Origin of the sequence: Variovorax sp. Root411 (assembly GCF_001425205.1) — a bacterium.
In the GTDB taxonomy this organism is placed as follows: domain Bacteria; phylum Pseudomonadota; class Gammaproteobacteria; order Burkholderiales; family Burkholderiaceae_C; genus Variovorax.
The window spans coordinates 123,001-149,983 of the sequence record NZ_LMDW01000019.1 but is presented as its reverse complement, the minus strand read 5'-3'; the positions used below and the strand labels follow the sequence as shown (position 1 = coordinate 149,983).

At 67.6% G+C, this 26,983-nt stretch carries 26 protein-coding genes and 1 pseudogene; 16 read left to right on the top strand and 11 right to left on the bottom strand.

What is annotated here, in order from left to right; all coding sequences use genetic code 11:
• Nucleotides 1-58 precede the first annotated feature (58 nt).
• Genes ASC92_RS23655 through ASC92_RS23635 form a run of 5 tightly spaced genes read left to right on the top strand, consistent with a single transcriptional unit; the run spans nucleotide 59 to nucleotide 4,893 of the window.
• The gene (locus tag ASC92_RS23655) at nucleotides 59-1,381 is read left to right on the top strand and encodes a homoserine dehydrogenase (RefSeq protein WP_056520648.1); all 1,323 of its coding nucleotides are present in this window, start codon (nucleotides 59-61) and stop codon (nucleotides 1,379-1,381) included.
• Nucleotides 1,378-2,793 carry a threonine synthase gene (gene thrC, locus ASC92_RS23650; RefSeq protein ID WP_056520645.1) on the top strand — a complete coding sequence of 472 codons (1,416 nt, stop codon included), beginning with the start codon at nucleotides 1,378-1,380 and terminating at the stop codon, nucleotides 2,791-2,793. Before ASC92_RS23655 ends, thrC begins: the two co-directional genes overlap by 4 nt.
• Nucleotides 2,794-2,811: 18 nt before the next feature.
• Nucleotides 2,812-3,357, top strand: coding sequence for a molybdopterin-guanine dinucleotide biosynthesis protein B (gene mobB / locus ASC92_RS23645; RefSeq protein ID WP_056520643.1), 546 nt, complete (start codon nucleotides 2,812-2,814; stop codon nucleotides 3,355-3,357).
• Nucleotides 3,350-4,636: a gephyrin-like molybdotransferase Glp gene (gene glp, locus ASC92_RS23640; RefSeq protein ID WP_056520641.1), complete on the top strand. Its 1,287-nt coding sequence runs from the start codon at nucleotides 3,350-3,352 to the stop codon at nucleotides 4,634-4,636. Before mobB ends, glp begins: the two co-directional genes overlap by 8 nt.
• A gap of 5 nt (nucleotides 4,637-4,641) precedes the next feature.
• On the top strand, nucleotides 4,642-4,893 hold the full coding sequence (locus ASC92_RS23635) for a MoaD/ThiS family protein (RefSeq protein ID WP_056520639.1): 252 nt from the start codon (nucleotides 4,642-4,644) through the stop codon (nucleotides 4,891-4,893).
• On the opposite strand, the gene dapA is transcribed toward ASC92_RS23635, so the two are convergent.
• Entirely contained in the window at nucleotides 4,880-5,776 is an 897-nt protein-coding gene (dapA, locus tag ASC92_RS23630; RefSeq protein WP_056520637.1) for a 4-hydroxy-tetrahydrodipicolinate synthase, read from the bottom strand. The genes ASC92_RS23635 and dapA overlap by 14 nt on opposite strands.
• Before the next feature lie 252 nt (nucleotides 5,777-6,028).
• On the opposite strand from dapA, the gene ASC92_RS23620 reads away from it, so the two are divergent.
• The gene (locus ASC92_RS23620; protein WP_056520632.1) at nucleotides 6,029-6,505 is read left to right on the top strand and encodes a molybdenum cofactor biosynthesis protein MoaE; all 477 of its coding nucleotides are present in this window, start codon (nucleotides 6,029-6,031) and stop codon (nucleotides 6,503-6,505) included.
• A gap of 43 nt (nucleotides 6,506-6,548) precedes the next feature.
• Here ASC92_RS23620 and ASC92_RS23615 read toward each other — a convergent pair whose 3' ends face one another.
• Nucleotides 6,549-7,541, bottom strand: a complete 993-nt coding sequence (locus ASC92_RS23615) for a Bug family tripartite tricarboxylate transporter substrate binding protein (RefSeq protein ID WP_056520966.1) — start codon at nucleotides 7,539-7,541, stop codon at nucleotides 6,549-6,551.
• Nucleotides 7,542-7,650: 109 nt separating this feature from the next.
• Between ASC92_RS23615 and clpB the strand changes: the two genes are divergently transcribed.
• From clpB to ASC92_RS23590, 5 genes are all read left to right on the top strand, one after another.
• Nucleotides 7,651-10,272 (top strand): ATP-dependent chaperone ClpB, encoded by a 2,622-nt coding sequence (clpB, locus tag ASC92_RS23610; protein WP_056520630.1) that lies wholly within the window; start codon nucleotides 7,651-7,653, stop codon nucleotides 10,270-10,272.
• Nucleotides 10,273-10,278: 6 nt separating this feature from the next.
• Nucleotides 10,279-10,623, top strand: coding sequence for a hypothetical protein (locus ASC92_RS23605; RefSeq protein WP_056520628.1), 345 nt, complete (start codon nucleotides 10,279-10,281; stop codon nucleotides 10,621-10,623).
• 106 nt (nucleotides 10,624-10,729) lie between these two features.
• Complete coding sequence (locus ASC92_RS23600) at nucleotides 10,730-11,914, top strand: acetyl-CoA C-acyltransferase family protein (RefSeq protein WP_056520626.1); 1,185 nt, start codon at nucleotides 10,730-10,732, stop codon at nucleotides 11,912-11,914.
• A 5-nt stretch (nucleotides 11,915-11,919) separates the two neighbouring features.
• Complete coding sequence (arfB, locus tag ASC92_RS23595) at nucleotides 11,920-12,327, top strand: alternative ribosome rescue aminoacyl-tRNA hydrolase ArfB (RefSeq protein WP_056520624.1); 408 nt, start codon at nucleotides 11,920-11,922, stop codon at nucleotides 12,325-12,327.
• Nucleotides 12,328-12,431: 104 nt separating this feature from the next.
• On the top strand, nucleotides 12,432-13,013 hold the full coding sequence (locus ASC92_RS23590) for a DUF3299 domain-containing protein (protein WP_056520622.1): 582 nt from the start codon (nucleotides 12,432-12,434) through the stop codon (nucleotides 13,011-13,013).
• Nucleotides 13,014-13,031: 18 nt separating this feature from the next.
• Here ASC92_RS23590 and ASC92_RS23585 read toward each other — a convergent pair whose 3' ends face one another.
• From ASC92_RS23585 to ASC92_RS23570, 4 genes and pseudogenes are all read right to left on the bottom strand, one after another.
• Complete coding sequence (locus ASC92_RS23585) at nucleotides 13,032-13,916, bottom strand: LysR substrate-binding domain-containing protein (RefSeq protein ID WP_056520620.1); 885 nt, start codon at nucleotides 13,914-13,916, stop codon at nucleotides 13,032-13,034.
• A gap of 13 nt (nucleotides 13,917-13,929) precedes the next feature.
• The gene (locus tag ASC92_RS23580; RefSeq protein ID WP_056520964.1) at nucleotides 13,930-15,648 is read right to left on the bottom strand and encodes a SulP family inorganic anion transporter; all 1,719 of its coding nucleotides are present in this window, start codon (nucleotides 15,646-15,648) and stop codon (nucleotides 13,930-13,932) included.
• 82 nt (nucleotides 15,649-15,730) lie between these two features.
• Nucleotides 15,731-16,174, bottom strand: a complete 444-nt coding sequence (locus ASC92_RS23575) for a DUF2501 domain-containing protein (RefSeq protein WP_056520618.1) — start codon at nucleotides 16,172-16,174, stop codon at nucleotides 15,731-15,733.
• A gap of 85 nt (nucleotides 16,175-16,259) precedes the next feature.
• Nucleotides 16,260-17,565: pseudogene (locus ASC92_RS23570) on the bottom strand (M20/M25/M40 family metallo-hydrolase).
• A gap of 133 nt (nucleotides 17,566-17,698) precedes the next feature.
• Between ASC92_RS23570 and ASC92_RS23565 the strand changes: the two are divergent.
• Nucleotides 17,699-18,586, top strand: a complete 888-nt coding sequence (locus ASC92_RS23565; protein WP_056520616.1) for a LysR substrate-binding domain-containing protein — start codon at nucleotides 17,699-17,701, stop codon at nucleotides 18,584-18,586.
• Here ASC92_RS23565 and ASC92_RS23560 read toward each other — a convergent pair.
• The 4 genes from ASC92_RS23560 to ASC92_RS23545 all read right to left on the bottom strand — a co-directional run bounded on the left by ASC92_RS23560 (nucleotide 18,583) and on the right by ASC92_RS23545 (nucleotide 21,815).
• The gene (locus ASC92_RS23560; RefSeq protein WP_056520614.1) at nucleotides 18,583-19,791 is read right to left on the bottom strand and encodes a beta-ketoacyl-[acyl-carrier-protein] synthase family protein; all 1,209 of its coding nucleotides are present in this window, start codon (nucleotides 19,789-19,791) and stop codon (nucleotides 18,583-18,585) included. The two genes, ASC92_RS23565 and ASC92_RS23560, sit on opposite strands and share 4 nt — an antisense overlap.
• Nucleotides 19,788-20,039, bottom strand: a complete 252-nt coding sequence (locus ASC92_RS23555) for an acyl carrier protein (RefSeq protein WP_056520612.1) — start codon at nucleotides 20,037-20,039, stop codon at nucleotides 19,788-19,790. The genes ASC92_RS23560 and ASC92_RS23555 overlap by 4 nt, the downstream gene beginning before the upstream one ends.
• 96 nt (nucleotides 20,040-20,135) lie before the next feature.
• Entirely contained in the window at nucleotides 20,136-20,870 is a 735-nt protein-coding gene (locus ASC92_RS23550; RefSeq protein WP_235505975.1) for a phosphatase PAP2 family protein, read from the bottom strand.
• 63 nt (nucleotides 20,871-20,933) lie between these two features.
• Nucleotides 20,934-21,815, bottom strand: coding sequence for an AraC family transcriptional regulator (locus tag ASC92_RS23545; RefSeq protein ID WP_235505972.1), 882 nt, complete (start codon nucleotides 21,813-21,815; stop codon nucleotides 20,934-20,936).
• An 89-nt stretch (nucleotides 21,816-21,904) separates the two neighbouring features.
• Between ASC92_RS23545 and ASC92_RS23540 the strand changes: the two genes are divergently transcribed.
• Nucleotides 21,905-23,164 carry an MFS transporter gene (locus tag ASC92_RS23540; RefSeq protein ID WP_056520607.1) on the top strand — a complete coding sequence of 420 codons (1,260 nt, stop codon included), beginning with the start codon at nucleotides 21,905-21,907 and terminating at the stop codon, nucleotides 23,162-23,164.
• A 43-nt stretch (nucleotides 23,165-23,207) separates the two neighbouring features.
• Nucleotides 23,208-23,960, top strand: coding sequence for a sulfite exporter TauE/SafE family protein (locus tag ASC92_RS23535; RefSeq protein WP_056520605.1), 753 nt, complete (start codon nucleotides 23,208-23,210; stop codon nucleotides 23,958-23,960).
• A gap of 21 nt (nucleotides 23,961-23,981) precedes the next feature.
• Here ASC92_RS23535 and ASC92_RS23530 read toward each other — a convergent pair whose 3' ends face one another.
• Nucleotides 23,982-24,899: an AEC family transporter gene (locus ASC92_RS23530; RefSeq protein WP_200936029.1), complete on the bottom strand. Its 918-nt coding sequence runs from the start codon at nucleotides 24,897-24,899 to the stop codon at nucleotides 23,982-23,984.
• Between the two features lie 102 nt (nucleotides 24,900-25,001).
• Between ASC92_RS23530 and ASC92_RS23525 the strand changes: the two genes are divergently transcribed.
• Nucleotides 25,002-25,976, top strand: a complete 975-nt coding sequence (locus ASC92_RS23525; protein ID WP_056520594.1) for a tripartite tricarboxylate transporter substrate binding protein BugE — start codon at nucleotides 25,002-25,004, stop codon at nucleotides 25,974-25,976.
• 67 nt (nucleotides 25,977-26,043) lie between these two features.
• On the top strand, nucleotides 26,044-26,964 hold the full coding sequence (xerD, locus tag ASC92_RS23520) for a site-specific tyrosine recombinase XerD (protein ID WP_056520591.1): 921 nt from the start codon (nucleotides 26,044-26,046) through the stop codon (nucleotides 26,962-26,964).
• The last annotated feature ends 19 nt before the right edge of the window (nucleotides 26,965-26,983 follow it).

Below are 26,983 nucleotides of genomic sequence, written 5' to 3'. Positions count from 1 at the left end.
GCCTGCCTGCATCGCTGCTGCCGCCACCCCCATCGAAACCATGAACGCGACTCTCCCAATGAAACCCATCCAAGTAGGCCTGCTCGGCGCAGGCACGGTCGGCAGCGGCACTTTCAAGGTGCTCCAGCGCAACCAGGAAGAAATCAAGCGCCGCGCCGGCCGCGGCATCGAGATCACCATGGTGGCCGATCTCGACACCGCCCGCGCCCGCGAAGTTGCCGGCGAAGGCGTGCAGGTGGTCAGCGATGCGCGCGCCATCATCGCCAACCCCGACATCGACATCGTCATCGAACTCATCGGCGGCTATGGCATTGCCAAGCAGCTCGTGCTCGAAGCCATCGCGGCAGGCAAGCACGTGGTGACGGCCAACAAGGCACTGCTCGCCGTGCACGGCACCGAGATTTTCGCGGCTGCGCATGCCAAGGGCGTGATGGTGGCCTTCGAGGCCGCGGTGGCCGGCGGCATCCCGATCATCAAGGCGTTGCGCGAAGGCCTCACGGCCAACAGCATCCAGTGGCTGGCCGGCATCATCAACGGCACCACGAACTTCATCCTGTCCGAGATGCGCGACAAGGGCCTGGACTTCGCGACCGTGCTCAAGGAAGCGCAACGCCTGGGCTACGCCGAAGCCGACCCGACCTTCGACATCGAAGGCGTTGACGCCGGCCACAAGGTCACGCTGATGAGCGCCATCGCCTTCGGCATTCCGGTGCAGTTTGACAAGGCCCACATCGAGGGCATCACCAAGCTCGCCGCGCAGGACATCAAATACGCCGAACAGCTGGGCTACCGCATCAAACTGCTGGGCGTTACCAAGCGCACCGCCAAGGGCATCGAGCTGCGCGTGCATCCGTCGCTGGTGCCGTCCAAGCGCCTGCTGGCCAACGTCGAAGGCGCGATGAACGCGGTGGTGGTGCACGGCGATGCCGTGGGCACCACGCTCTACTACGGCAAGGGCGCAGGCAGCGAGCCGACCGCCAGCGCCGTGATTGCCGACCTCGTCGACATCACCCGCCTGCATACTGCCGACGCCGCGCATCGCGTGCCGCACCTGGCCTTCCATCCCGACGCGATGAGCGACCTGAAGGTGCTGCCGATGTCGGAAGTCGTCACCAGCTACTACCTGCGCCTGCGCGTGGCCGACCAGGCCGGCGTGCTCGCCAAGGTCACGGGCCTGCTGGCCACCGCCGGCATCAGCATCGACGCCGTGCTGCAGCGCGAAGCCGATGAGGTGGGCGGCGAAGGTTCCACGCAGACCGACCTGATCATCCTCACGCACGATGCGCGCGAAGGCACCGTCAACGACGTGATGGCTGAACTGCAAGCACTGCCGACCGTGCTCGAACCCATCGTGCGCATCCGCAAGGAAGAGTTGAAGTGAACTACCTGAGCACCCGCGGCCACCCCGACCGCAAGCGCTTCTGCGAAATCCTCCTCGAAGGCCTTGCGCCCGACGGCGGCCTGTACCTGCCCGAGCAATATCCGCAGGTCGACGCCGCCACGCTGGCGAAGTGGCGCGTGCTGCCCTACGCCGAACTGGCCTTCGAGATCCTCTCGCTCTACATCGACGATATTCCGCCGGCCGACCTGAAGGCGATCTGCGCGAAGACCTACACCGCCGAGGTGTTCGGCACCGACGAGATCGTGCCGCTGCGCGAGCTCGAAGACGGCGTGTACCTCGAAGCCCTGTCCAACGGCCCCACGCTGGCCTTCAAGGACATGGCGATGCAGCTGCTGGGCAACCTGTTCGAGTACGAACTCGCCCGCCGCGGCGCCGAGCTCAACATCCTCGGCGCGACCAGCGGCGACACCGGCAGCGCGGCCGAATACGCCATGCGCGGCAAGAAGGGCGTGCGCGTCTTCATGACCTCGCCCGACGGCCGCATGAGCCCGTTCCAGCAGGCGCAGATGTTCAGCCTGCAGGACGAGAACATCCACAACATCGCCATCACCGGCGTGTTCGACGATTGCCAGGACATCGTCAAGGCCGTGTCGAACGACCTGGGCTTCAAGCGCAAGTACCGCATCGGCACGGTCAACTCGATCAATTGGGCGCGGCTGCTGGCGCAGGTCGTCTACTACTTCGCAGGCTATTTCCAGGCCACGGCGAGCAACGACAAGCCGGTGAGCTTCACCGTGCCCTCGGGCAACTTCGGCAATGTCTGCGCAGGCCACGTGGCGCGCTCGATGGGCCTGCCCATCCAGACGTTGGTGGTCGCCACCAACGAGAACGACGTGCTCGACGAGTTCTTCCGCACCGGCGTCTACCGCGTTCGCGCAGCCGTCGACACGCACGAGACCTCGAGCCCGTCGATGGACATCAGCAAGGCCAGCAACTTCGAGCGCTTCGTGTTCGACCTGGTCGGGCGCGATGCGGCCAAGCTGCGCAAGCTGTTCGTGGACGACCTGGGCCTGCAGGGCAGCTTCGACCTGAGCGCCGATCCGGCGTTCAAGCAGGCCGCCGAGCGCTTCGGTTTCAAGAGCGGCCGCAGCACGCACGCCGACCGCCTGGCCACCATCCGCGACACCGAGAAGCGCTTTGCCACGCTGGTCGATCCGCACACGGCAGACGGGCTGAAGGCCGCGCGCGAACAGCTCGTGCCCGGCGTGCCGATGGTGGTGCTCGAAACGGCGCTGCCGATCAAGTTCGCCGCCACGCTGGTCGAGGCGCTCGGCGCGGAGCCCGCGCGGCCGAAGAAGTTCGAAGGCATCGAGGCGCTGCCCAAGCGCGTCGTCAAGCTGCCTGCGGATGCCGAGGCCGTCAAGGCCTACATCGCCGAAAACTGTGACTGATCGCGGTCGGGTCTTCGCATGAAAGTCGTCGGTTTCGCCGGCTATTCGGGCGCTGGAAAGACCACGCTGCTCGAGCGCCTGATTCCGGCGCTCAAGCGGCTCGGCCAGCGCGTGTCGGTGGTCAAGCACGCACACCACAAGTTCGACATCGACCATCCCGGCAAGGACACCTACCGCCACCGCGAGGCGGGTGCCTTCGAGGTGGTCGTCGCCTCCGACAAGCGGCTGGCCGTGATGCGCGAGTTCGAGGCTCCCGTCGAACTCAGCGTGCACCAATTGCTGGCCGAGGTGCACTCGGCTGCCGACTGGGTGCTGGTCGAGGGCTTCCGGCACAGCGACGTGCTCAAGATCGAGGTCTGGCGGCTGCCGGAAGCGGGTGAGCCGTCGCGGCCTGTGCTGTACACGGACGATCCTTTCGTCATCGCCGTGGCCACCGATGTGCCAGCCAGCCTGCCTTCGCCCACCGGGCGGCCGTTGTTCGACCTCAACGACGCCGAGGCCATTGCGAGGTGGTTGATCGACAGCGGCGACCGCTTCGAATACAACGCCGATCACCATGGCTGACTCACCTGTTCCTTTCGCCGCTTCTTCCTCGCGCCCGCAGCTGATGCCGCTCGATGAGGCGATCGCGGTCCTGCTCGCGAAGGCATTGCCGAAGCTGCCCGCCGAGAGCGTCGGTACCTTCGACGCCGATGGCCGCGTGCTGGCGCAGGACCTCGTCTCCGGCCTCACGGTGCCTCCGCGCGACAACAGCGCGATGGACGGCTACGCTGTGCGCGCGGCCGACTGTGCCGCGCCGGGCGCCGAACTGAAGGTGACGCAGCGCATCCCCGCAGGCACCGTCGGTACGTCGCTCGCAGCCGGCACAGCCGCGCGCATCTTCACGGGCGCGCAGGTCCCCGAAGGCGCCGATGCCGTCGTGATGCAGGAAGACACCACGGCCACGCCGCAGGAAGGCAGCCTGGGTTCGGTGCGCATCGCCATCGTTCCCGCTGCCGGCCAATGGATCCGCCGTGCAGGCGAAGACGTGGCCTCCGGCGACGTCGTGCTGAAGAAGGGCGATCGCCTCACGCCCGCCGCGCTCGGCCTTGCGGCCAGCGTGGGCTTCGACCGCCTGCAGGCGGCGCGCAAGCCGCGCGTGGCCATGCTTTCCACCGGCGACGAACTGGTGATGCCCGGCGAGGTGTCGCCCGACGCGATGAAGCCCGGCGCCATCTACAACTCCAACCGATTCTTCATGCGGGCCCTGCTGCATCGCCTGGGCTGCGAGGTGAACGACCTGGGCATCGTGCCCGACAACCGCGAAGCCACCATCGCCGCACTGCGCGATGCGGCGGAGACGAGCGACCTGATCATCACCACCGGTGGCGTCTCCGTCGGCGAGGAAGACCACATCCGCGCGGCGCTGCAATCGCTGGGCGAGTTGCAGCTCTGGTCGCTGTCGATGAAGCCCGGCAAGCCCTTTGCCTACGGCTCGATCGCGCGCAGCAACGGGCAGGGCGCCTGCCATGTGACGGGGCTGCCCGGCAACCCGGTGTCGAGCTTCCTGACTTTCCTGATGCTCGTGCGGCCCTTCCTGCTGGCGCTGCAGGGCGCCACGCGCGTCGCACCGGAAGCGGTGAAGATGCGCGCCGATTTCGACTGGCCCCGTGCGGACAAGCGCCGGGAGTTCCTGCGCGCGCGGCGCAACGCGGACGGCGGCCTCGACCTGTTCGGCAACCAGAGTTCGGGCGTGCTGACTTCGATGGTCTGGGGCGACGGCCTGGTCGACAACCCGGCCGGCCAGACGATCAAGGCGGGCGACACCGTCGACTTCATTCCCTTCGCGTCGCTACTGGGTTGAGTCACATGAAGGTCCAGATCCGTTATTTCGCCTCGGTGCGCGAAGCCCTTTCCAGCAGCGGCGAAACCGTCGACACGAAAGCCAGAACGCTTTCGGCCCTGCGCGACGAACTCATCGCCCGGGGCGGCGCCTACGCCACCGCGCTTGCACGCGGCAAGGCGGTGCGCATGGCGCTCGATCAGATGATGAGCGACGAAGCCGCCGCCTTGGGCGAAGGCTGCGAAGTCGCTTTCTTCCCGCCCGTCACGGGCGGCTGAGGCGGGCGTCCAGCGCCACGAGGCGTTCGCGCAGATCGTCGGAAGCGCGGGTCATCGGCGAGCGCAATTCGTCGCGCATTTCGCCCGCGTGCGCCAGCAGCGCCTTCACCGGACCGGGGTTCGGTTCGGCAAACAGGATTTCCACCAGCGGTTGCAGCGCTTGCCATTCGGCGCGCGCCTCGGCCAGCCGATTGTCTGCCAGCAGGCGCACCAGCCGGACGAAGCGCCGCGTCTGCACATGCCCGCTGGCTGCGATGGCGCCCACGCCGCCTTCGGCCATGGTGCCGAAGATCTGGTTGTCCTCGCCCGTCAGCACCTGCAGGCGGCCGTCGGCGATCACCGCACGCGTCTTGGCCATGTCGCCGCCGCAGTCCTTGATGCCGCGGATACGCGGATGTTCGGCCAGCGCCAGCAGCGTGTCGCGGGCGATGGTGACGCCGGTGCGATAGGGAATGTCATAGATCAGCACCGGCAGCGTGCTGGCATCGGCGATGGCGCGGAACCATTCGAGCAGGCCGGCCTGCGACGGCCGTACGTAGTGCGGTGCGGCCACCAGCAGGCCCGCCAGCGGGCGTTCCGAAAGCTGGCGCGCCCAGGCCGTGGCCTTGCCCAGGTGGTAGCCGGAAATGCCCATGACCACAGGCAGTCCGCCGGCCGCCGCCAGCACGGTGTCGAGCACGGCCAGTTGCTCGGCTTCGTCGAGCGCGGCGGCCTCGCCGGTCGAGCCGCAGGGCACGAAGCCTGTCACGCCATCGTCGGCGAGCCGTCGCGTCAGCGCGGCGAGGGCGGCATGGTCCACCGCGCCATCGCGGAACGGGGTAACGAGGGCCACCCAGAAGCCGGAGAAATCAGGGGTGGTGGAGCTTGGTTGTTGTCGAGGCACGCGGGCTTCCTTTCAGGAATCGACCGATGGAAAGAACCACCGTCCGATGCGCGCACAACCCGGGGGGGCCAAAGCCTTTTTGCAGGTTCCGTCGCTCATCCGACGACGGAACCTCGGCTCCGGTCAGACGAGCTTTGGTTTTTTGGCTTTGTTGCCCTGGCGCGCGCAGCGGCTCTCGGGGTGCGAAAGCACCGAGGAGGGCGTGGCGAGGCAGGGCATTGCCGCAGTCTATCGCGATGCCACAATCCGGAGATGAGCGTTGCGCGTGTTTCGATCCAGACAGCCGATTTCGACCTTGGACAGGAGGTCGCCGCGTTGCGTGCCGGCGACAAGCGCGTGGGCGCGGTCTGCAGCTTTGTCGGCACCGTGCGAGATCGAAACGACGGCAGCAGCGTGGCTTCGATGGAGCTGGAGCATTACCCGGGCATGACCGAGAAGGCCATCGAGGCCATGATCGACGAGGCGCACAAGCGCTTCGACATCCTGGGCGCGCGCGTTATCCACCGTGTGGGCCTGCTGCAGCCGCTGGACCAGATCATGATGGTGGCGGTGGTGTCGGCGCATCGCGGCCAGAGCTTCGAGGCCTGCGAATTCCTGATGGACTATCTCAAGACCCAGGCGCCGTTCTGGAAGAAAGAGCAGACGCCCGAAGGTGCCCGCTGGGTCGATGCGCGCGTGGCCGACGACGCGGCGTTGGCGCGCTGGGGCATCAGCGCCCCGAACGCCTGATTGCTGTGTTGTCCCCTCTCCCCGAGGGGGGAGGGGCAAAACATCAGAGGGGTTTGAACCCGCTGGCCTGGATGATCCGCTCCCAGGTCTGCGTGTACGTGCGCACGCGGCCCGCGAACTGCCCCTGCGGCTCATAGCCCACCGTCAGCCCCATCGCCGTCAGCTTCTGCTTCACGTCGGGCATCGCCAGCACCTTCTGCAGCGCGTCGCCGTACTTGTCGATGATCGGCTGCGGCGTGCCCACCGGCGCGAAGATGCCGTAGTAGGGCAGGTCTTCCAGGTTCGCGAAGCCCAGCTCGGTGAAGGTCGGCACGTTCGGAATCACCGCCTGGCGCTTGGCGCCGATGGAGGCCACGATGCGCATCTTGCCCGCCTTGTGGTTCTCGATGAAGTCCGGCACCGAGGCAATGCCCGCGGTGATCTGGTTGCCCAGCATGTCGGCCGTCATGGGCGCGCTGCCGCGGTAGGGCGCGGGCTGCACGTCGATCTTGTACTTCTCCGAAATCATCTTCACCAGGAACTCGGGGATCGAGGCCGGCGCGGGGATGCCGATGGTTTCCTTGCCGCCCTTCTGCGTGCGGACCCACTTCACGTATTCGTCGATGCTCCTCGCCGGCGTGCCGCCCGAAACCGCGAGCACGTTGGCGAAGGTCGCGAAGCCGGCCACGGGCACGAAGTCGGTGGCGGGGTTGAAGCCCGGGTTCTTCACCACCTGCGGCAGGATCGAGATGGTGTGGTCGTGCGACAGGAACAGCGTGTGGCCGTCGGCCGGCGAAGACTTCAGCACCGTCGCCGCGATCTGCCCGCCCGCGCCGGCGCGGTTCTCGACCACCACGGGCACGTCCAGCACGTCCTTGAGCTTTTCGCCGAGCGTGCGTGCAATGGCGTCGGTGCCGGCGCCGGCGGGGAAACCCACCAGCAGGCGGATCGGCGTGCCGCTCTGCGCCTGCGCCGGGGCCAGCACGGCGCCCGACAAACCGAGCGCCAGCATCAGCTGCACCCCGCGCGACACGACATTGCGCCTTGAAAAGAACATGATGGACTCCAAAAACAGCCGAAGGAAAAAGAACAGGAAAAAGCCCCGCAAGCGGATTTGCACTTGAAGGGACTGCGAACGGCCCTATTTTGAATGCAGGAATCAAGCCATGCGACAAGACAAACTCACCACCAAATTTCAGGAAGCACTGGGCGACGCGCAGTCGCTCGCGCTGGGCAACGACAATGCCTACATCGAACCGGCCCATCTGCTGGTCGCGATGCTGCGGCAGGACGACGGCCCGCGCGCCCTGCTGGAGCGTGCCGGCGTCAACGTACCGGGCCTCACGCAGGCAGCCGAAGCCGCCATCAAGAAGCTGCCGCAGGTGCAGGGCCACGACATCGTGCAGGTCGGGCCCGAGCTCGGCAAGCTGCTGCAGGCCACCGAGAAGGAAGCCATCAAGCGCAACGACCAGTTCATCGCCGGCGAGCTCTTCCTGCTGGCACTGGCCGACAGCAAGGCCGACGTCGGCAAGCTCGCCCGTGAAAACGGCTTGAGCCGCAAGTCGCTCGAAGCCGCCATCGACGCCGTGCGCGGCGGGCAGGGCGTGAACAGCGCCGATGCCGAAGGCCAGCGCGAAGCCCTCAAGAAATACTGCCTCGACCTCACCGAGCGCGCGCGCCTCGGCAAGCTCGACCCCGTCATCGGACGCGACGAGGAAATCCGCCGCGCCATCCAGGTGCTGCAGCGCCGCACCAAGAACAACCCCGTTCTCATTGGCGAACCCGGCGTGGGCAAGACCGCCATCGTCGAAGGCCTTGCGCAGCGCATCGTCTCGGGCGAAGTGCCCGAGTCGCTCAAGGGCAAGAGGGTGTTGTCGCTCGACATGGCCGCGCTGCTGGCCGGCGCCAAGTTCCGCGGCGAGTTCGAGGAGCGTTTGAAGACCGTACTGAACGAGCTCGCGAAGGACGAAGGCCAGACCATCGTCTTCATCGACGAGCTGCACACCATGGTCGGCGCCGGCAAGGCCGAGGGTGCGATGGACGCGGGCAACATGCTCAAGCCCGCGCTCGCGCGCGGCGAACTGCATTGCGTAGGTGCCACCACGCTCGACGAATACCGCAAGTACATCGAGAAAGACGCCGCGCTGGAGCGCCGCTTCCAGAAGATCATCGTGGGCGAGCCGAGCGTGGAGGCCACCATCGCCATCCTGCGCGGCTTGCAGGAGAAGTACGAAGTGCACCATGGCGTGCAGATCACCGACCCGGCCATCGTGGCCGCGGCCGAGCTGTCCGACCGCTACATCACCGACCGCTTCCTGCCCGACAAGGCCATCGACCTGATCGACGAGGCCGCGGCCAAGATCAAGATCGAGATGGACTCCAAGCCCGAGGTCATGGACCGCCTCGACCGCCGCCTGATCCAGCTGCAGATCGAGCGCGAAGCCGTGCGCCGCGAGAAGGACGAGGCCTCGCAGAAGCGACTCGGCCTGATCGAGGGCGAGATCGAGAAGTTGCAGAAGGAGATCGCCGACTACGACGAGATCTGGCAGGCCGAGAAGGCCCAGGCCCAGGGCAGCGCGCAGGTGCGGGAAGACGTCGACAAGATCAAGTTCCAGATCGAGGAATGGAAGCGCAAGGGCGACTTCAACAAGGTCGCCGAGCTCCAGTACGGCCAGCTGCCCGCGCTCGAGAAGCGCCTGAAGGAAGCCGAAGCCAGCGAGGCGAGCAAAGGCAAGTCCAGTGCGCCCACGCTGCTGCGCACGCAGGTCGGCTCGGAAGAAATCGCCGAAGTGGTGGCGCGTGCCACCGGCATTCCGGTCGTCAAGCTGATGCAGGGCGAACGCGACAAGCTGCTCGTGATGGAAGACAAGCTGCACGAGCGCGTGGTCGGCCAGGACGAGGCCATCGGTGCGGTCGCGAATGCGATCCGCCGCTCGCGCTCGGGCCTGTCCGACCCGAACCGCCCCACGGGCTCGTTCCTGTTCCTCGGCCCCACGGGCGTGGGCAAGACCGAGCTGTGCAAGGCGCTCGCGGGCTTCCTGTTCGACAGCGAAGACCACCTGATCCGCATCGACATGAGCGAGTTCATGGAGAAGCATTCGGTCGCCCGCCTCATCGGCGCGCCGCCGGGCTACGTGGGCTACGAGGAGGGCGGCTACCTCACCGAAGCCGTGCGCCGCAAGCCCTACAGCGTGGTGCTGCTCGACGAGGTCGAGAAGGCCCACCCCGACGTGTTCAACGTGCTGCTGCAGGTGCTCGACGATGGCCGCCTCACCGACGGCCAGGGCCGCACCGTGGACTTCAAGAACACCGTGATCGTGATGACGAGCAACATCGGCTCGCCCATCATCCAGGCCATGGTGGGCAAGCCCTCGGAAGAGATCAAGGAAGCGGTGTGGGACGAGCTGAAGAACTACTTCCGCCCCGAGTTCCTGAACCGCATCGACGAGACGGTCGTGTTCCATGCGCTCGACGCGAAGAACATCGAGTCGATCGCCGCGATCCAGCTCAAGGTGCTGCAGGCGCGGCTGGCGAAGATGGACCTGGGGCTCGACGTGTCGCCTGCGGCGCTTGCCGAGATCGCCAAGGTCGGCTTCGACCCGGTGTTCGGTGCGCGGCCCCTGAAGCGCGCGATCCAGCAGCGCATCGAGAACCCGCTGTCGAAGCTGCTGCTCGACGGCAGCTTCGGGCCGAAGGACACGATCGAGGTCACGACCGACCCGATCCAGTCGCCGGGCCAGTTCTCCTTCGGCAAGGCGGGGGAACCAACGGCGGCTGCTTCGGCCTAAAGTCGGATGATGAACTTCATTCTTCGTGTCATTCTTCTGCTCCTGGGGCTGGTTTTCGCGGCCAGCCTGGCCGTGGCGGTCATGCTGCTGGCGGCCGTGTGGGGTGTGCGCTACGCCTGGGGGCGTCTCACGGGCAAGCCGGTGACGCCTTGGATGTCTTCGATGGGTGGGCGCTTCAACCCGCGCTCGGGCTTCGACAAATTTCGCCATACGACACAGGCGGCCGAGCCGACCGCCGCCGACGTGGCCAATGCGCGGGCGCGCGGCGAGGCGGTGGAGCGGCCGGTGCGCATTCGCGGCAGCGCCGGCGACGTGACCGACGTGTCGCCGAAATCTGTCTCACGCGGCTGAGCCGCCGGTATTTCCCGCGCGACAACCCGTCGCGCCGTTCGCCGTCAGAATCGTCCTCCTGCAGCCGCTGTCCGCGGCTTTCGCTTTCATCCAGGAGAGACATTCCATGACCTCGCGCGACATCTTCGTGGTCGGCACCGCCCGCACCGCCATCGGCACCTTCGGCGGCGCGCTGAAGGACGTGCCCAACACCCAGCTGGCCACCACCGCCGTCAAGGCCGCCATCGAGCGCAGCGGCGTGGCCGCAGATGCCATCGGGCATGTGGTGATGGGCAACGTGATTCCCACCGACGTGAAGGACGCATACCTGAGCCGCGTGGCTGCCATCGATGCGGGCTGCCCCATCGAGACACCGGCCTTCAACGTCAATCGCCTCTGCGGCTCGGGCCTGCAGGCCATCGTGTCGGCGGCGCAGGCCATTGCGCTTGGAGACTGCGACGTCGCCATCGGCGGCGGCTCGGAATCGATGAGCCGCGGCCCGTACTTCGACACCTCGGCACGCTACGGCGCGCGCATGGGCGACGCGGTGCTCCTCGACTACATGCTGGGCATCCTGCACGACCCGTGGGAGAAGATCCACATGGGCATCACCGCCGAGAACGTGGCCGCGCGCTACGGCATCACGCGCGAGCAGCAGGACGAACTGGCCGCCACCAGCCAGCAGCGCGCCGCAGCGGCCATAGCAGCCGGCCGCTTCAAGGAACAGATCATTCCGGTCGAAGTGAAGACGCGCAAGGGCATCGTGCTGTTCGACACCGACGAGCATGTGCGCGCCGACACCACCGTCGAGACGCTCTCGAAGATGAAGCCCGCGTTCAAGAAAGACGGCCTCGTGACGGCCGGTAACGCGTCGGGCATCAACGACGGCGCCGCCGCCGTGGTGCTGGCCGAGGGTGGCCGCGTGAAGGCGCTGGGGCTCAAGCCGCTGGCGCGCCTAGTGGGCTATGCACACGCCGGTGTCGAGCCCGCGTACATGGGCATCGGTCCGGTGCCGGCCACGCGCAAGGTGCTGGAACGGACCGGACTGAAGGTGAGCGACTTCGACGTGATCGAGTCGAACGAGGCCTTCGCGGCGCAGGCCTGCGCGGTCATCAAGGAACTGGGCTTCGACCCTGCCAAGGTGAACCCGAACGGCTCGGGCATTTCGCTGGGCCACCCGGTGGGCGCGACCGGCGCGATCATCACGACGAAGGCGATTGCCGAGTTGCACCGCACGGGCGGGCGCTATGCACTCGTCACGATGTGCATCGGCGGCGGCCAAGGTATTGCCGCCGTGTTCGAACGCGTCTGAACGTCATGCTGCGCGCGCCTCTTTTGATCGACACCGACGAGGTCGAGATCAGCGCCATCCGGGCGCAGGGCGCGGGCGGGCAGAACGTCAACAAGGTGTCGAGCGCGGTGCACCTGCGCTACGACATCCATGCGAGTTCGTTGCCGACCGACGTGAAGGAACGTCTGCTCGCGCTGCGCGACAGCCGCATCACGCAGGAAGGCGTGTTCGTGCTCAAGGCGCAGCAGCACCGCACGCAGGAAATGAACCGCGCCGACGCGCTCGCGCGCCTGCAGGCGGTGATCGACAGCGTGGCCACGCCGCCGCGCGTGCGGCGTGCCACCAAGCCGACCTACGGGTCGAAGCAGCGCCGGCTCGAGGGCAAGAGCCAGCGTTCGCAGATCAAGAGCATGCGCGGGCCGGTGCGCGACTGAGCGCATTCGGCTTCGCTGCGCTGAATTCGTCTGATCTAGTGCGAATTGAGTGCAAAAGGCCCTGCTTTACGGGTCTGAAACATCTCCCAAGCAGAATCGCGGTCATGAGACGGTTCTTCTCGCGCGCTTTGTTGGCTGCGCTTCTGCTGGCGCCGGCCGCGACGCTCCTGACCGGCTGCGGTCCGGGGACAGCCGCGGTGCAGGGCACGAGCACGGCCGCGGCCCCTGAACTCAAGTGGGAAGAGCTGATTCCCAAGAGCTGGGACCCGACCAAGCGCTACCGCAACATCAGCCTCGAGGCGCTGCGCGACAACGATCCGCGCGCGATCCAGATGCTCGACGAGATGCGTGCCGTCTGGGACAACGCCCCGGTCAACGTGGCGCTCGACGGCAAGGCCGCCAAGCTGGCGGGCTTCGTGGTGCCGCTGGACGGCACGCAGGACGGCATTCGCGAATTCCTGCTGGTGCCGTATTTCGGCGCCTGCATTCACACGCCACCGCCGCCCGCCAACCAGATCGTGCACGTGGTCGCGCCTGCCGCGGTGAAGGGCCTGCACGCGATGGACACGGTGTACGTGAGCGGCACGCTGAAGGCGGCGCGCTACTCGTCGGCGGACATGGGCGTGAGCGGCTACGAGATCAAGTCGGCGTCCGTGGAGCGCTTCGTCGCGAAGCAGGCGCAGTAATAGCGCCGCCGTGCGCACTCAGGCCATGCGCTGCGACAGGAAATCCAGAAACGACGTGATGCGTGCCGACAGCTGCGTGTTGCGGTAGTACACCGCGTTGACCGGCTGGCGCGCGTCCGCCGTGTCCTTCGCCAGCACCTGCACCAGCGCGCCGCGGGCGCGGTCGGCACCCGTCATGAAGTCCGACAGGCAGACGATGCCCACGCCGGCCAGTGCCAGCTGGCGCAGCGTTTCGCCACTCGACGCCATCAGCGTCGGCGCGATGTTCCATTCGTCGCCATGCACGCCGCGCAGGGGCCAGCGGTTCAGCGACTCGGGTTGGGTGAAGCCCAGCAGCACGTGTTCGGCGAGGTCGCTCACCTTGCGCGGCTTGCCGTGTGCCTCGAGGTACGCAGGGCTCGCGAGCACGCGCAGGCGGTGCGTGCCGAGCGGGCGCGCATGCAGCGTCGAGTCGCGCAGCGGGCCGATGCGGATCGCGATGTCGGTGCGGCGCTCCAGCAGGTCGATGGGCAGGTCGTCGGTGTCGAGTTCGAGGCTGATCTGCGGGTAGAGCTTTCGAAATTCCGGCACCAACGGCACGATGGCGTGCAGCATGAAGGGCGAGGCGGCATTGACGCGCAGCCGCCCGGCCGGCTGCTGGCGGCGCGCGGCCATCTGCTCTTCGGCGTCGTCGATGGCATCGAGGATGGCGCGCGTGCGCTGCAGGAAGGCTGCGCCTTCCTCCGTGAGCTCGAGCCGCCGCGTGGTGCGGCGCAGCAGCGTGGTGTCGAGCTTCTGTTCGAGCCGGCTCAAGGCGCGGCTGATGCCCGAGACCGTTTGCGCCAACTGCTCGGACGCGGCCGTGATCGAGCCCGTGTCCACCACCGTACGGAACGCGACCAGCTCTTCGATGGTGGTTTTCATGGACGTCGGCGGGTCAGGCGGCGGCTTCCTGTTCCTCGGATTCGTCGATGCGCGGCATCAGCGCCGCAAGCGCCTCGCCGTCGGTGCGGTAGCTGAACAGCATCGGCCCCGGCGCCAGCAGGCCGGCGCGTTCCAGCACCTGCATCGCGGGCAGCTTCATGCCGCTCAGGTGCAGGCGGATGCCCTTGGCTTCCATCATCCGGCGGATCGAGCCGAACACTTCGGCGCCGGTGATGTCGATGCGGTTGATGGGCTGCGCAAACAGGCACACGTCGGTGAGCTCGGGCCGTTCGGCCAGCGCCACCGTGAGCGCGCGTTCGAGCGTGGAGGCCGAGGCGAAGTCGAGCTCGGCGTCCATGCGCAACGCATAGAGCTGCGGCGCCAGCGGCGGCAGCTTCCAGAGGTTGCGGTCGCGCAGGCTGCCATCGGGGTGCAGGCCCACCTCGATGATGCGCGGGTGCAGGTGGCGATACATGTAGTGCGCCATGCTCGCCAGCAGGCCGCCGAGCACGCCCCAGTAGATGCTGGGCGCGGTCGCGATGGTCAGCACGAAGGTGCCGAAGGCAATGCCGGCCTCGATGCGCGACACGCGCCACAGCGCCCTGAAGCTCGCAGGCTTCACCAGCCCGAGGATGGCCGTGACCACCACCGCCGCCAGCACCGCCTGCGGCACGTGGTACAGCAGCGGCATCAGCCACAACAGCGCACCGGCCACCACCGCCACGCTGAACAGCGTGGCCCAACCGGTCTGCGCGCCCGCATAGAGCGTGATGGCCGAGCGCGAGAACGACGAGCTGGTGGGGAATGCGCCCGTGAAGCCCGAGGCCAGCTTGGCGAGGCCCTGGCCGATCAGGTCCTGGTTTTCGTTCCACAGCGTGCCGGCGCGCGCGTTGTCGACCTTGGCGCTCGACGCGGTTTCGAGGAAGCTCACGAGCGTGATCATCAACGCCGGCAGCACCAGCGCGCTGAAGGTGCTCATGGGCAGCAGGCCCGGCCAGTAGAGCGAGGGCAGGCCCGAAGGCAGGCTGCCCACCACCGCACCGCCGCGCAGCGCGTAGTCGACGAGCCAGCTGATGGCGGCCGCGCCGGCCACCAGCGCCATCGTGGTCGGAAAGCGCGGCAGCAGGCGCTTGCCCAGCCACAGCACCGCGATGCTGCCGAGCCCGAAGGCAATGGCCACGAGGTCGGGCAGCGGGCCGCCGCGCAGCACCTGCGCAATGGTCCGCCCCGTGAAGCCCAGCAGCGCGGGCAGCTGCGAGATGGCGATCAGCACCGCCGCGCCTTGCGTGAAGCCGATGAGCACCGGCGAATTGACCAGCCGCAGCAGCCAGCCGAAGCGCCCCGCGCCCAGCACGATCTGGATGGCGCCCGACATCAGCGTGAGCCACACCGCCATCGCCACCCATTCGGCGCTGCCTGCCACCGCCAGCGGCGCGAGCGAGGCGCCGACCAGCAGGCTGGTGAGCGCCGTGGGCCCGACCGACAGGCGCTGCGACGAACTGAACATCACCGCGATCAGCGCCGGGAACAACGCCGCGTACACGCCCGTGACCAGCGGCATGCCGGCCAGCGCCGCATACGCCACGCCCTGCGGAATGACCATCAGCGCCACGGTGATGCCGGCCATCGCCTCGTTGCGCAGCAATGTGGCGGAAGGGCGGGGCCAGGCCAGGCACGGGACCCAGCGGGAGAGGCGCTGGCGCAGGGAAGGAGAGGGGGCAGCCGGAGTCATGGAGGTGGGCGAGCGCACGAGTAGAAACTGCAGGCACATGCGCGGTGCGCCGCGCGGGAGCGATGCGGAATGTGGGGCGGGGTCAGATCAGCGAGGTGGCGTTCTTGAGCACGTAGTCGCAGGCCTTTTCCTTGACCTTGGACGACAGGAGCTTGAAGTTCAGCGACTTGCCGTCGCCACCTTTCAGCAGGCCCTTGGCGCCGCTCGCGAAGCCGGTCTCCTGCTGCTTCTGGCCGGTGATCTTGGCGAGCAGCTTGTCTTTCACCGAGGCCGCGTCGCCGCCCAGGTAGTTGTTCTTCACGCAGTACTGCAGCACACCGGCCGCGTTGCCGACGGTGCTGGAGCCGATGGCGGGCATCTTGAAGCCGAGGTTGCCGAGCGAGGAGCCACCGCTGTTGCCACCTTGTGGATTGGCACTGACGGCCTCGCCGGCTTTCTCCTTCAACTGGTCGAGCAGGTCGTTGGCCTGCGCCGAGGCGCCTGCAGCGAGCAGCGCGAGGGCGATGAGGGTGGAGCGGGCGTGCATGATGTCCTCCTGTCGGTAGCGTGGTGGAAAGCGGCCACCAGCATAACGGAGACGCCGGGGCGAAGCCCCGGTTGCACGCGCGCTCTTACTTCGAGCGCTGCGGGCGCTTCTCGAGCAAGGGCGCGCTGGTCCCCTGCACGCCCACCAGGCCCAGCACGGTCACCAGCGAGTTCTGCGCGCCCTTCCAGCCGTCGGTCACGTCGATCCACTCGGACAGCGCATGAAAGCCGCCGGTCTTGCCGCCGCCGCCGATGATGATGGCCGGGATGCCCAGCGACATCGGCACGTTGGCGTCGGTGCTCGCGCCTGTCAGCAGCGTCTTGTGGCCGAAGGCCGCGTTCGAGCGCGTGGCCGCCTCGACGATCACCGTGTCCGACTGCGTGCGGCCGCCCGGACGATCGCCGATGAGCTTGGTGCTCACGCTCAGCGTGTTGATGTTCCAGCGCTTGTTTTCATCGACCACGGCCTCGTCGATGGCGGCCAGGATTTTCTTCTCGGTCTCGAGCAGCGGCGCCATCTCGTCGGAGCGGATATCCACCGCCATGCGCGCGTCCGGCGCAATGGTGTTGACCGAAGTGCCGCCGCCCACGATGCCGACGGTGAAGGTCGTCTTCGGGAAGCTCGGCGTGCGGATCTCGGCGATCTTCGCGATGGCGCGGCCCATGCCGTGGATGGCGCTGGGCACCTGGCCGAAGGCGCCGTAGCTGTGGCCGCCGGGGCCCTTGAAAGTCACTTCGTAGCGATGGCTGCCGGTGCCCAGCATCAGCACCGAGCCATCGGGCGCGGGCTCCAGACCGACCATGCCATCGATGTCGAGGTTGTCGCGAAAGATCCCCTTGATGCCGCGCAGATTGCCGAGCTCTTCCTCGCCCACGTTGCCCACGAACAGCAGGTCGCCCACGGTCTGGACCTTGTTGTCGTTCAGCACCTTGAGCCATGAGAGCAGCACCGACAGCCCGCGCGTGTCGTCGGAGATGCCGGGCAAACACGGTGTCGAGGTGGGCCGAGATCAGCAGCTTCGGCCCGTTGCCCGTGCCCTTGCGCAGGCCGACCACGTTGCCTTCGGCGTCGATCTTCGCGTCCGCCAGGCCGAGGGCCTTCATGCGTGCGAGAAAGGCTTCGGCGCGCTTCTGTTCCTTGAACGGCGGCGCCTCGATCTCGGTAAGCATCTTCAGGTCTTCGACCGAGCGCTCGTGGTCGGCCTTGATTGCGTCGAGCAGTTTCTGGATGGCGGGCGATGCCATCAACTGCGTGTAGGCCTTGTCGACTTCGGGCCGCACCTGCGTCGGCGTGGCCGCGACGGCGCCGGTTTGGGCATGCGCGAGGCCGGCGGCCGCGGAGGCCAGGGCGAGGACGAGCGGGGCGAGGCGAAGTGACATGGGGCGGGGCATGGTCGGGGATGTCCTTGGGGGTGAAGCCGGGTTGGCGACGCCGGCGCGGCGTCGCCGACGATTCTTATGGCTGTGTTAGGCACGCGCTCTGGTTTAATCTTTGGCGTTGTCAGTTTTTCTAACGAGGCCCGCCATGCGCCGCCACATTCCCAGCACCCGCGCGCTGCTGATCTTCGACGCGGTGGCGCGCCACCATGGCGTGGGCAAGGCTGCGGAGGAGCTGTGTCTCACGCACAGCGCGGTGAGCCAGCAGCTGCGCCTGCTGGAGTCGCAGATCGGCGTGCGGCTGGTGCAGCGCACGGCGCGCGGCACCGAGCTGACCGAAGCCGGGCGGCGCTATCACGGGCAGGTTTCGGGCGACCTGCTGCGGCTGCAGAACCACACGCTCGAAGCCATGGCGCAGCGCGCCGACGGCCTGCGCCTGCTGGTAGGCGCGGTGCCGGTGCTGGCCGAGGGCTGGCTGACGCCGCGGCTGCCGGAATTCATCGCCCGGCACCCGGGCTGCAGCTTGCACCTGCAGGTGTTCCCGACGCATCTCTACATGGAGGACATGCCCTTCGACGTGGGCGTGCAGTACGACGACGCGGTGTGGCCCGGCGCGAATGCGCTGCCGTTGATGGGCGAGTCCTGTGTTGCGGTGTGCTCGCCGAAAGCGAAGGGGCGCTCGGCGATGGCGCGCGGTGACTTCCGCTCGGTGCCGTTGCTGCAACTGCGCACGCGCATGGGCGCGTGGGAGGAATGGTTCGGGCAGACGGCACATGCGCGGCCGCCGGAAAACCTGGTGGCAGGGCATCGCTTCGATCTGTTCTCTTCGCTCGTTGCCGCAGTGCGTGCCGACCTTGGCGTGGGGCTGGTGCCCGAGTATTTCGTCGAGCGTGAATTGCGCTCGGGCGAACTGCTGCTGGCCTGCCCGCACAGGGCGCCGTCGAGCCGGGGCTACAGCGTGTTCGTGGCGCCGAGCCGCACGGACGATCCGCTGGTCGGCGCTTTCGTGGAATGGCTCTGCGCGGCGGCTGCCTAGGTGCGACGGAAAAGCAGCACGGAGTTCGTGCCGCCGAAGGCGAACGAATTGCTGATGGCGGCTTCGAGCGAGGGGGCCACCGATTCGTCCTGCATCACGAGGTTCAGGCGGCAGTCCGGATCGATCTCGCGGCAGTTCGCATTCGGCGGCAACTGCTGCTGGTGCAGCGCCAGCACCGTGACGAGCGCTTCGATGGCGCCCGCCGCGCCGAGCATGTGGCCATGCAATGCCTTGGTCGAGCTCACGCGCAGCGTGTCGAGATCGTCGCCCCACACATCGGCCAGCGCATTGCGCTCGACCACGTCGCCGATGCGCGTGGCCGTGCCGTGTGCATTGCAGTAGCCCACGTCGCGCGGCTGCAGGCCGGCCTGTCGCAGGGCGGCGCGCAGTGCGCGGGCCTGGCCTGGAGCGTCGGGCTTGGTGAGATGGGTGGCGTCGCTGCTCAGGCCCCAGCCGGCCAGCGTGGCGTAGAGGCGGGCGCCGCGGGCGCGTGCGCGCTCGGCGGATTCGAGAATCAGGAAGGCCGCGCCCTCGCCGAGTGCGAAGCCGCTGCGGTCGGCGGCAAAGGGCCGCACCGCTCCGGCCGCTTCGCCGGGCTGGAAGGTGGCCAGCGTCTGCATGGCCTGCCAGGCCACGACCACGCCCGGCACGATCAGCGCTTCGCTGCCGCCGGCAATGGCAACGTCGACTTCGCCACGCTGCACGGCCTTGGCCGCTTCGGCAATCGCGGCCGAAGAAGAGGCACAGGCGACGGAGTAGGTGAGCACCGGGCCCTGCACGCCCTGGCGCATTGCCACGTGGGCGGCCGGCGCGTTGGGCATGAAGGCGGGAATGGTGAGCGGCGACACGCGGCCGTTGCCGCGGTAGGCCGCCTCGAGCGCCGCGGCGCCGCCCATGCCGCAGCCGGCAAAGACGCCCATGCGCTCGGGATCTGTGTCGGCGATGCCGAGGCCCGCGTCGCGCATCGCCATGTCGGCGGCGGCCACGGCCAGCTGGCTCACGCGGTCGACGCCCGCGAGCTGCAGCTTGGTGAACCAGCGGGTTTCATCGAAGGCCGCGGTGGCCGCGGCGGCCGGCTTGGGCAGATCCGCAAAGACCGGCTGGATGGCCGAGCGGCCTTGCAGCAGGGCCTGGAACAGCGTGTCGGGTTCGCCGCCATGCGGCGCCACCACGCCCAGTCCGGTGACGGCGACCTCGTGGCTCACGCGGTGTTGGCGGTTTTGGCGGCCCGGACCTTGTCGACCAGCAGCGCGAGTTCGGCCAGGGTGTCGATGCTCGCGTCCTCGTCGGGCATGGTGATGCCGAAGTGGTCTTCGATGGCGAACAGAAATTCCGCGAGGGCGAGTGAATCGAGTCCGCCGGTTTCCCGCATCGAGGCGTGGGGGTCGAGCTTCGACGGTTCGATGTCGTACTTCTCGTGGATCAGGTCCTGCAATTCCTTCAGCGAACTCATCGTGCAATGCCTGTCGTCATGTGCCGCTGATCGATTGTCACCCTGTGCGGGTGCCATTGAATCGATCCCTTCCTCGTCGGCCAGTGGTGAGTGTGGTCAGTGAGCGTCGATGATATCCGCTCCCACGCGAGGGGCATCCCCTCGCAAACGCGGTCTTGGACGCCAGCGCAGAGAGGGCAGCGCGAAGGCCATGCCCAGCAGCGCGCCGGCCGCCACGTCCAGCGCCACGTGCTGCTTGACCGCCAGCGTCGAGTAGGCAATGGCGGCGAACCAGGTCCAGTTCAGTGCGCGCCACAGGGCCGGCGTGCGCGCTTCGCGCAACACATGCTCGAGGCGGATGGCGGTGAAGATGGCCACGGCCACGTGCATCGAGGGGCAGGCGTTGCCCGCCGCGTCCACGCCCTGCAGCATCGCGAAGCCGGGATAACCTGCGGCGTCGATGGCCATGGGGGGTATCTGGGTCGGCCAGAAGTAGAAGAGGCCCAGGCCCGTGATGCAGAGTGCGCCGATCCACAGTCCGTAGACCACCAGTTCCCGGAACGTGAGCTGCAGGCCCGGCGCGACGCCCACATAGACCCAGAGCGAAAGGTACGCGCCCAGCGTGTAGGGCTGGAACGGAACCAGGCGGTCCAGCGGTGTCAGCGGCATCACTGCGACCGGAAAGGCCGGGTTGCGCAGCAGATGGAAATAGCCGATGAAGAACAGCCACGTGAAGACCGTGGTGCCGACCGCCTTCAGCAGGAAATGGCGGCGGATGCGCAGCCAGATCTCGGCGGTCCAGGTTTGTGGCCCGGCGTCGGGCGCCATGTGCAGGGGGATCGGTGAGTGCATGGTGTTGTCGGCCGCCGATCTTGCCAGAGCGCCATGACGCTCCTCCCGCAATGCCCCGCCGCATCAGGTGGAGGCAGGACGCTTGCGGTGCTGGAACGAAGTCGGGGAGCGGCCCGTGGCCGCCTTGAACATCGCGCAAAAGGCGCTGTCGGTGGCATAGCCGCTGGCGGCAGCGACCTGGCTCACGGCCATGCCGCGCGCCAGCAGCGGCAGCGCATGCGCCATCACGGCCTGCTGGCGCCATTGCTGCCAGCTCATGCCGAGCTGGTCGCGGAACAGGCGCGCCACCGTGCGCTCGCTGGCCCCGATGGTGGCGGCGCGCTCGGCCAGCGTGGCGCGGTCGGCCGGGTTGCGCAGCAGCGCCTCGCAAAGCTGGCGCAGGCGCTTGTCGGTGGGCAGCGGCACGTCGATGCGGATCTGCGTGGCGCGCTCCACTTCGTCGATCAGCAGCGGCGCGATCATGCGTTCGCGCTGCGGTGCATGCGGGTCGGAGGGCGGCAAGCCGTCGGGCGTGGTGTCGAGCGCGAGCATCAGCGCGCGCAGCAGCGGGCTGATTTCGAGCACCTCGCATTTTTCCCAGGTGGGAGCGATCCAGGCGTGCAGGTAGACGGTGCGCAGCTCGGCGTCCTCGATCAGCGTGATGCTGTGCGGCATGTTGGCCGGCACCCAGAGCGCGCGCGAGGGCGGCACGATGTAGCTGCCGTCCTGCGTGCTCAGGCGGATCACGCCGCGGGTGGAGAAAGTGAGCTGCGGCCACGGGTGCTCGTGCAGCTCGACCAGCGTGTCCGCGCTCAGGAAGTGCTCCTTGGCGCGCAGCGGTCGCACAGCGTCCGGCGCGTAGAGGTGCGGCGTGAGAGAGGCGACGCTGGTGATCGGGGCAGGGGCTGCGCCGCGCGGCCTGGCGGGCACGGCGCTCCTGGAGGTGGGTGAGGCGGCGCTTGGCATGGTTTCGACAAATGTTGTCGCTGTATCGCCATTCTGCCGCGTCCCCGGCGCATAGCATCGATGCCTGCCCCGTTTTTTTGTAGCAATCCATGTCTTCCACTTCGTCTCCGACTGCCGTTTCTCCCCCCAGCACCACCTTGCGCACCGACGCCAAACTGATCGGGCTGGTCGGCCTGGCCCACGCGGTCAGCCATTTCAGCCAGCTCATCCTGGCGCCGCTGTTCCCGTGGCTCAAGGACGCGTTCAACGTGAGCTATGTCGAGCTGGGCGCGGTGCTCACGGTGTTCTTCGTGGTTTCGTGCATGGTGCAGGCGGCCTCGGGCTTCATCGTCGACAAGTTGGGCCCGCGGCCGGTGCTGTTCGTCGGACTGGGCGCGCTGGGCCTGGCGGCTTTCGGCTACGCCGCGGCACAGAGCTACTGGATGCTGCTGGTGTGCGCGGTGGTCGGCGGCATCGGCAACGGCGTGTTCCACCCGGTGGACTACACGCTGTTCAACCGCAAGGTCGCGCCGACGCGGCTGGGCCACGCCTACAGCGTGCATGGCATCACCGGCAGCCTGGGCTGGGCGCTGGCACCGGCCTTCGTGGTGCCGATCGCGATCGCGTACTCGTGGCGCGTGGCGCTGGCCTCGGCTGGTGTCGTGGCGCTCGTGGTGCTGCTGGTGCTGTGGGCGTACCGCAGCGTGCTGTCGCTCGACGCGGCGGCCGTGCACAAGGCCACGGGGCAGGGCGAGCCCGCGCCGGTCGGCGGCGAGTTCGACTTCCTGCGCATTCCGGCCGTGTGGATGTGCTTCGGTTTCTTCTTCTTCTATGCCGCCGTGATCAGCGTGGTGCAGACCTTCGCGCCGGTGGCCGCCGGGCATCTGCATGCGGTGCCGCTGGCGCTGGTGGCGGTGTGCCTCACGGTCTACATGGTCGCGAGCGCGGCGGGCATGGTGGTGGGGGGCTTCCTGGCTTCCGATCCGTCGCGCTGCGAGCGCATCGTGGGCGCGGGATTCGGCATTGCGGCTGCATTGGCGCTGGTGCTGGCGTTTGCGAGCTTTCCGCCGATCGTGGTGCCGGTGCTGTTCGGCGCCATGGGTTTTGTCTCGGGTGTTGCCGGGCCCTCGCGCGACCTGCTGGTGAAGAGGTCGACGCCGCCCAATGCGACGGGGCGCGTCTACGGCGTGGTGTACGCGGGGCTCGACATCGGGCAGGCCCTGGCGCCGCTGGTGTTCGGGCGGCTGATGGACCATGGGCAGTACACGAGCGTGATCGTGGGGCTGGCGCTGGTGCAAGGCGTACTGATTGCCAGCGCGTTCAACGTGCGCCGCGTGCGGCGTACCGCGCTGGTGCCGGTCTCGGCCTGAGCCACCCTCTCTTGATCGAAGTGCGGTCGATATCATCGGCCGCATGCAAGCCTTGTACGTCTACGTGATCGCCGGAGCCGTGCTGGCGGGCTTCGTGCAGGGCCTCTCGGGCTTTGCGTTCGGGCTGGTGGCGATGTCGGTCTGGGCGTGGACGCTGGAGCCGCAGCTCGCGGCGGTGCTTGCACTTTTCGGGGCGCTCACGGGGCAAGTGATCGCGGCAGTGACCGTGCGGCGTTCTTTCGACAGGAACATCCTCTGGCCCTTCGTGTTGGGCGGGCTGGTGGGAGTGCCGTTCGGCGTTTGGCTGCTGCCGCATCTCGATCTCGTCGTCTTCAAGCTGTGCCTGGGCGTGCTGCTGGTGCTGTGGTGTCCGGCGATGCTGATGTCGCAGCATCTGCCGAAGGTTTCGTTCGGTGGGCGTGTGGCCGATGGAGTAGCCGGTGCCATCGGGGGCGCGATGGCGGGCATCGGTGGGTTCTCGGGGACCATTCCCACGCTCTGGTGCACGCTGCGCGGCTTTCAGCGCGACACGCAGCGCGCAGTGATCCAGAACTTCAATCTGTCGATGCTGATGGTGGCGTTTGCCGTGCACGTGTTCAGCGGGAACATCGAGCGCGCCGTGGTGCCGCTGCTGGGCCTGGTCGCGTTGGCCGTCGCGGTGCCGGTGCTGCTCGGTGCGCGGCTGTATATCGGGATCAGCGAGGTGGCGTTCCGCAAGCTGGTGCTCGGGTTGCTGACGGCTTCGGGAGTGGCCATGCTGGCTTCGTCCGTGCCCGCCCTGCTGCAGCGGGGATGAGCCTGTGTTCAGGAAAAGAACTTACCGGGGCAGCGCCAGGGCAAACGGCAGGCTCACGACACCCAGCAAGGTGGACAGCGTCACCAGCCCCGCCACATAGGGACCGTTGTAGCCCATGCGCGCAGCCAGCACATAGGCACTCGAAGCCGTGGGCACTGCCGAAAATGCCATCAGCACCGAAGCCTGCGTCGCATCCAGCCGCAATGCCAGCGCCAGCCCCCACGCGACCAGCGGCAGCAGCAGATGCCGTATCGCCAGCACCGAAGTGGCCAGCACCTTGCCCGCCCCCAGCGTGGAGAACTTCATTCCCGCCCCGGCGGCCAGCAACCCCAGTGCCAGCGATGCGGCCCCGATGCGCGTCAGCGTCGGCGTTGCCCAGGTCGGCACGGCCAGGCCCAGCACGTTCGCGAGCAATCCGGCGACCGTTGCGACGATCAGCGGATTGCGCACGAGCTGCCGCACGAAGCCGGTTTGCGCATGCCGTGTCATCGGCCACACGGCCGCGATGTTGAAGATGGGCACGCACACGCCGATGAGCACTGCGATCAGCAGCAGGCCTTCCGACCCCGCGAGCCGCTCCGCCAGCGCAAGGCAGATGAACGAGTTGAAGCGGAAGGCGATCTGCGCGCTGGCCGCGTGGTCGCGCCGGTCGATGTGCGTGCGCAGGCCCGGAACGAAGGGCAGGGCGTAGGCCATCGCGATGCCGCAGACACCGACGCCGACGCCCGCCGTGAGCAGGCTCGACGTGGCGCCGAAATCCAGCGGGCTGCGTACGATCGAGTGGAACAGCAGCACGGGAAAAAGAAAGTAGTAAACCAGGCTCTCGACCTGGTCCCACACGCGGCGGTCGAGGGCGGTGTAGCGGCACAGGAGCCAACCGATGGCGATGAGGGAGAAGTCGGGGAAAAGCAGCTGGGCGTAATTCACCGCTTCGAGGATAAACCCGCTTGACCATGGGTAATCCACAGCACGAAGACTGACCTTGAGCCGCTAGCATCCGGGCTTCGTTTTTTCGACATCAATCAGATCAAGGAGTTTTCGATGCAACGTCGTCAATGGAGCACGCTGGTGGGAGCTGCGGCACTGGTCGCGGTGGCGGGCCAGAGCTTTGCACAGGGCTATCCGAACAAGCCCGTCGAGCTGAGCGTGCCGTTCGCACCGGGCGGCACGACGGACATCGTGGCGCGCGTGATTTCCGATCCGCTGGGCAAGGTGCTCGGCCAGCCGGTGGTGGTGATCAACCGCGCCGGTGGCGGCGGCATCGTCGGCGCGGCCGAAACAGCGCGCGCGACGCCCGACGGCTACAAGCTCGGCGTGGCCACGGTGTCGAGCACGGCGGCCAATCCGGCCATCAACCCCAAGGTGCCGTACGACCCGATCAACGACTTCACGCCGATCATCAACATCGCGGCCACGCCGAACATCATCGCGGTCAACCCGAGCTTCCCCGCCAAGAACTACGCCGAGTTCGTGGCCGAGATCAAGAAGAACCCCGGCAAGTACTCGTACGCCTCGTCGGGCACGGGCGGCATCGGCCACCTGCTGATGGAGCTGTACAAGAGCCTGACCAACACCTTCGTCACGCACATCCCGTACCGCGGCGCGGGTCCGGCGCTGAACGACGTGGTGGCCGGCCAGGTGCCGATCATGTTCGACAACATCCCCTCGGCCATGCCCTTCATCACCAGCGGCCGGCTGATTCCCATCGTGGTGTCGGCGCCGCAGCGCCTGGCCGCGCTGCCGAACGTGCCGACCTTCAAGGAAGTGGGCCTGGAGCCGGTGAACCGCATGGCCTACTACGGCATCCTCGGCCCGAAGGGCCTGCCGAAGGAAGTGGTCGACAAGATCAGCGCCGGCGTGAAAAAGGCGGTGGAAGAGCCGGCGGTGCGCAAGCGCATCGAGGACACGGGCTCGCTGATCGTCGCCAACACGCCCGAGCAGTTCGCCGCGCAGATCAAGGCCGAGTACGAGGTCTACAAGCAGGTCGTCAAAAAGCAGAACCTGAAGCTCGACTGAGGTTTTTTCCTGCACACCAAAGCCGCCCGCATGCCGGGCGGCTTTTTCTTTTGTTATCTTGCAAGGCATGACCGAGGCCTTTCCGCAGATACAGACGCAGACATCCGATGTCGACGACTTCATCGACGCGCTCTGGCTGGAAGATGGCCTGTCGAAGAACACGCTGGCCGCCTACCGCCGCGACCTCGCGCTGTTCGCGCAGTGGCTCGATGCGCAGCGCAACGGTGCCGGGCTCGATACCGCGAAGGAGACCGATCTGCAGGCCTACATGGGCGCGCGCCTGTCGACCAAAGGCAAGGCCACTTCGGCCAATCGCCGGCTCACGGTGTTCAAGCGCTACTACCGCTGGGCGCTGCGCGAGCACCGTGTCGTGGCGGACCCGAGCATCCGGCTCGCGCCGGCGCGGCAGATGCCGCGTGCAATCAAAACGCTGTCGGAAAAGCAGGTCGACGACCTGCTGGCCGCGCCCGACGTCGAATCGCCGCTCGGCCTGCGCGACCGCGCGATGCTCGAGCTGATGTACGCGAGCGGCCTGCGCGTGAGCGAGCTGGTGGCGCTCAAGGCCATCGACATGAGCCTGAACGATGGCGTGCTGCGCGTGCTCGGCAAGGGCAACAAGGAGCGCCTCGTGCCCTTCGGCGGCGAGGCGCGCCGCTGGATCGAGCGCTATCTCGACGAGTCGCGCCCCGTCATCCTCGACGGGCAACAGACGCCCGACCTGTTCGTGACCGCGCGCGGCGCCGGCATGACGCGCGTGATGTTCTGGATCATCGTGAAGAAGCACGCCAGCGCGGCGGGCATCCACGTGCCGCTGTCGCCGCACACGCTGCGCCATGCCTTCGCCACGCACCTGCTGAACCACGGGGTCGACCTGCGCGCGGTGCAGTTGCTGCTGGGGCATGCCGACATCTCGACCACCACCATCTACACCCACGTGGCGCGCGAGCGGCTGAAGCAATTGCACGCGCAGCATCATCCGCGCGGCTGAACGCGCCGCACAAGCCCGG

Excerpts from the sequence above, each read along its gene's own strand:
- ASC92_RS23655 (WP_056520648.1), top strand. The coding sequence starts at position 59 with ATGAAACCCATCCAAGTAGGCCTGCTCGGCGCAGGCACGGTCGGCAGC.
- mobB (WP_056520643.1), top strand. The coding sequence starts at position 2,812 with ATGAAAGTCGTCGGTTTCGCCGGCTATTCGGGCGCTGGAAAGACCACG.
- glp (WP_056520641.1), top strand. The coding sequence starts at position 3,350 with ATGGCTGACTCACCTGTTCCTTTCGCCGCTTCTTCCTCGCGCCCGCAG.
- ASC92_RS23635 (WP_056520639.1), top strand. The coding sequence starts at position 4,642 with ATGAAGGTCCAGATCCGTTATTTCGCCTCGGTGCGCGAAGCCCTTTCC.
- ASC92_RS23620 (WP_056520632.1), top strand. The coding sequence starts at position 6,029 with ATGAGCGTTGCGCGTGTTTCGATCCAGACAGCCGATTTCGACCTTGGA.
- ASC92_RS23615 (WP_056520966.1), bottom strand. The coding sequence starts at position 7,541 with ATGTTCTTTTCAAGGCGCAATGTCGTGTCGCGCGGGGTGCAGCTGATG.
- clpB (WP_056520630.1), top strand. The coding sequence starts at position 7,651 with ATGCGACAAGACAAACTCACCACCAAATTTCAGGAAGCACTGGGCGAC.
- ASC92_RS23605 (WP_056520628.1), top strand. The coding sequence starts at position 10,279 with ATGATGAACTTCATTCTTCGTGTCATTCTTCTGCTCCTGGGGCTGGTT.
- ASC92_RS23600 (WP_056520626.1), top strand. The coding sequence starts at position 10,730 with ATGACCTCGCGCGACATCTTCGTGGTCGGCACCGCCCGCACCGCCATC.
- arfB (WP_056520624.1), top strand. The coding sequence starts at position 11,920 with ATGCTGCGCGCGCCTCTTTTGATCGACACCGACGAGGTCGAGATCAGC.
- ASC92_RS23590 (WP_056520622.1), top strand. The coding sequence starts at position 12,432 with ATGAGACGGTTCTTCTCGCGCGCTTTGTTGGCTGCGCTTCTGCTGGCG.
- ASC92_RS23585 (WP_056520620.1), bottom strand. The coding sequence starts at position 13,916 with ATGAAAACCACCATCGAAGAGCTGGTCGCGTTCCGTACGGTGGTGGAC.
- ASC92_RS23580 (WP_056520964.1), bottom strand. The coding sequence starts at position 15,648 with ATGACTCCGGCTGCCCCCTCTCCTTCCCTGCGCCAGCGCCTCTCCCGC.
- ASC92_RS23575 (WP_056520618.1), bottom strand. The coding sequence starts at position 16,174 with ATGCACGCCCGCTCCACCCTCATCGCCCTCGCGCTGCTCGCTGCAGGC.
- ASC92_RS23565 (WP_056520616.1), top strand. The coding sequence starts at position 17,699 with ATGCGCCGCCACATTCCCAGCACCCGCGCGCTGCTGATCTTCGACGCG.
- ASC92_RS23555 (WP_056520612.1), bottom strand. The coding sequence starts at position 20,039 with ATGAGTTCGCTGAAGGAATTGCAGGACCTGATCCACGAGAAGTACGAC.
- ASC92_RS23550 (WP_235505975.1), bottom strand. The coding sequence starts at position 20,870 with ATGCACTCACCGATCCCCCTGCACATGGCGCCCGACGCCGGGCCACAA.
- ASC92_RS23545 (WP_235505972.1), bottom strand. The coding sequence starts at position 21,815 with ATGCCAAGCGCCGCCTCACCCACCTCCAGGAGCGCCGTGCCCGCCAGG.
- ASC92_RS23540 (WP_056520607.1), top strand. The coding sequence starts at position 21,905 with ATGTCTTCCACTTCGTCTCCGACTGCCGTTTCTCCCCCCAGCACCACC.
- ASC92_RS23535 (WP_056520605.1), top strand. The coding sequence starts at position 23,208 with ATGCAAGCCTTGTACGTCTACGTGATCGCCGGAGCCGTGCTGGCGGGC.
- ASC92_RS23525 (WP_056520594.1), top strand. The coding sequence starts at position 25,002 with ATGCAACGTCGTCAATGGAGCACGCTGGTGGGAGCTGCGGCACTGGTC.
- xerD (WP_056520591.1), top strand. The coding sequence starts at position 26,044 with ATGACCGAGGCCTTTCCGCAGATACAGACGCAGACATCCGATGTCGAC.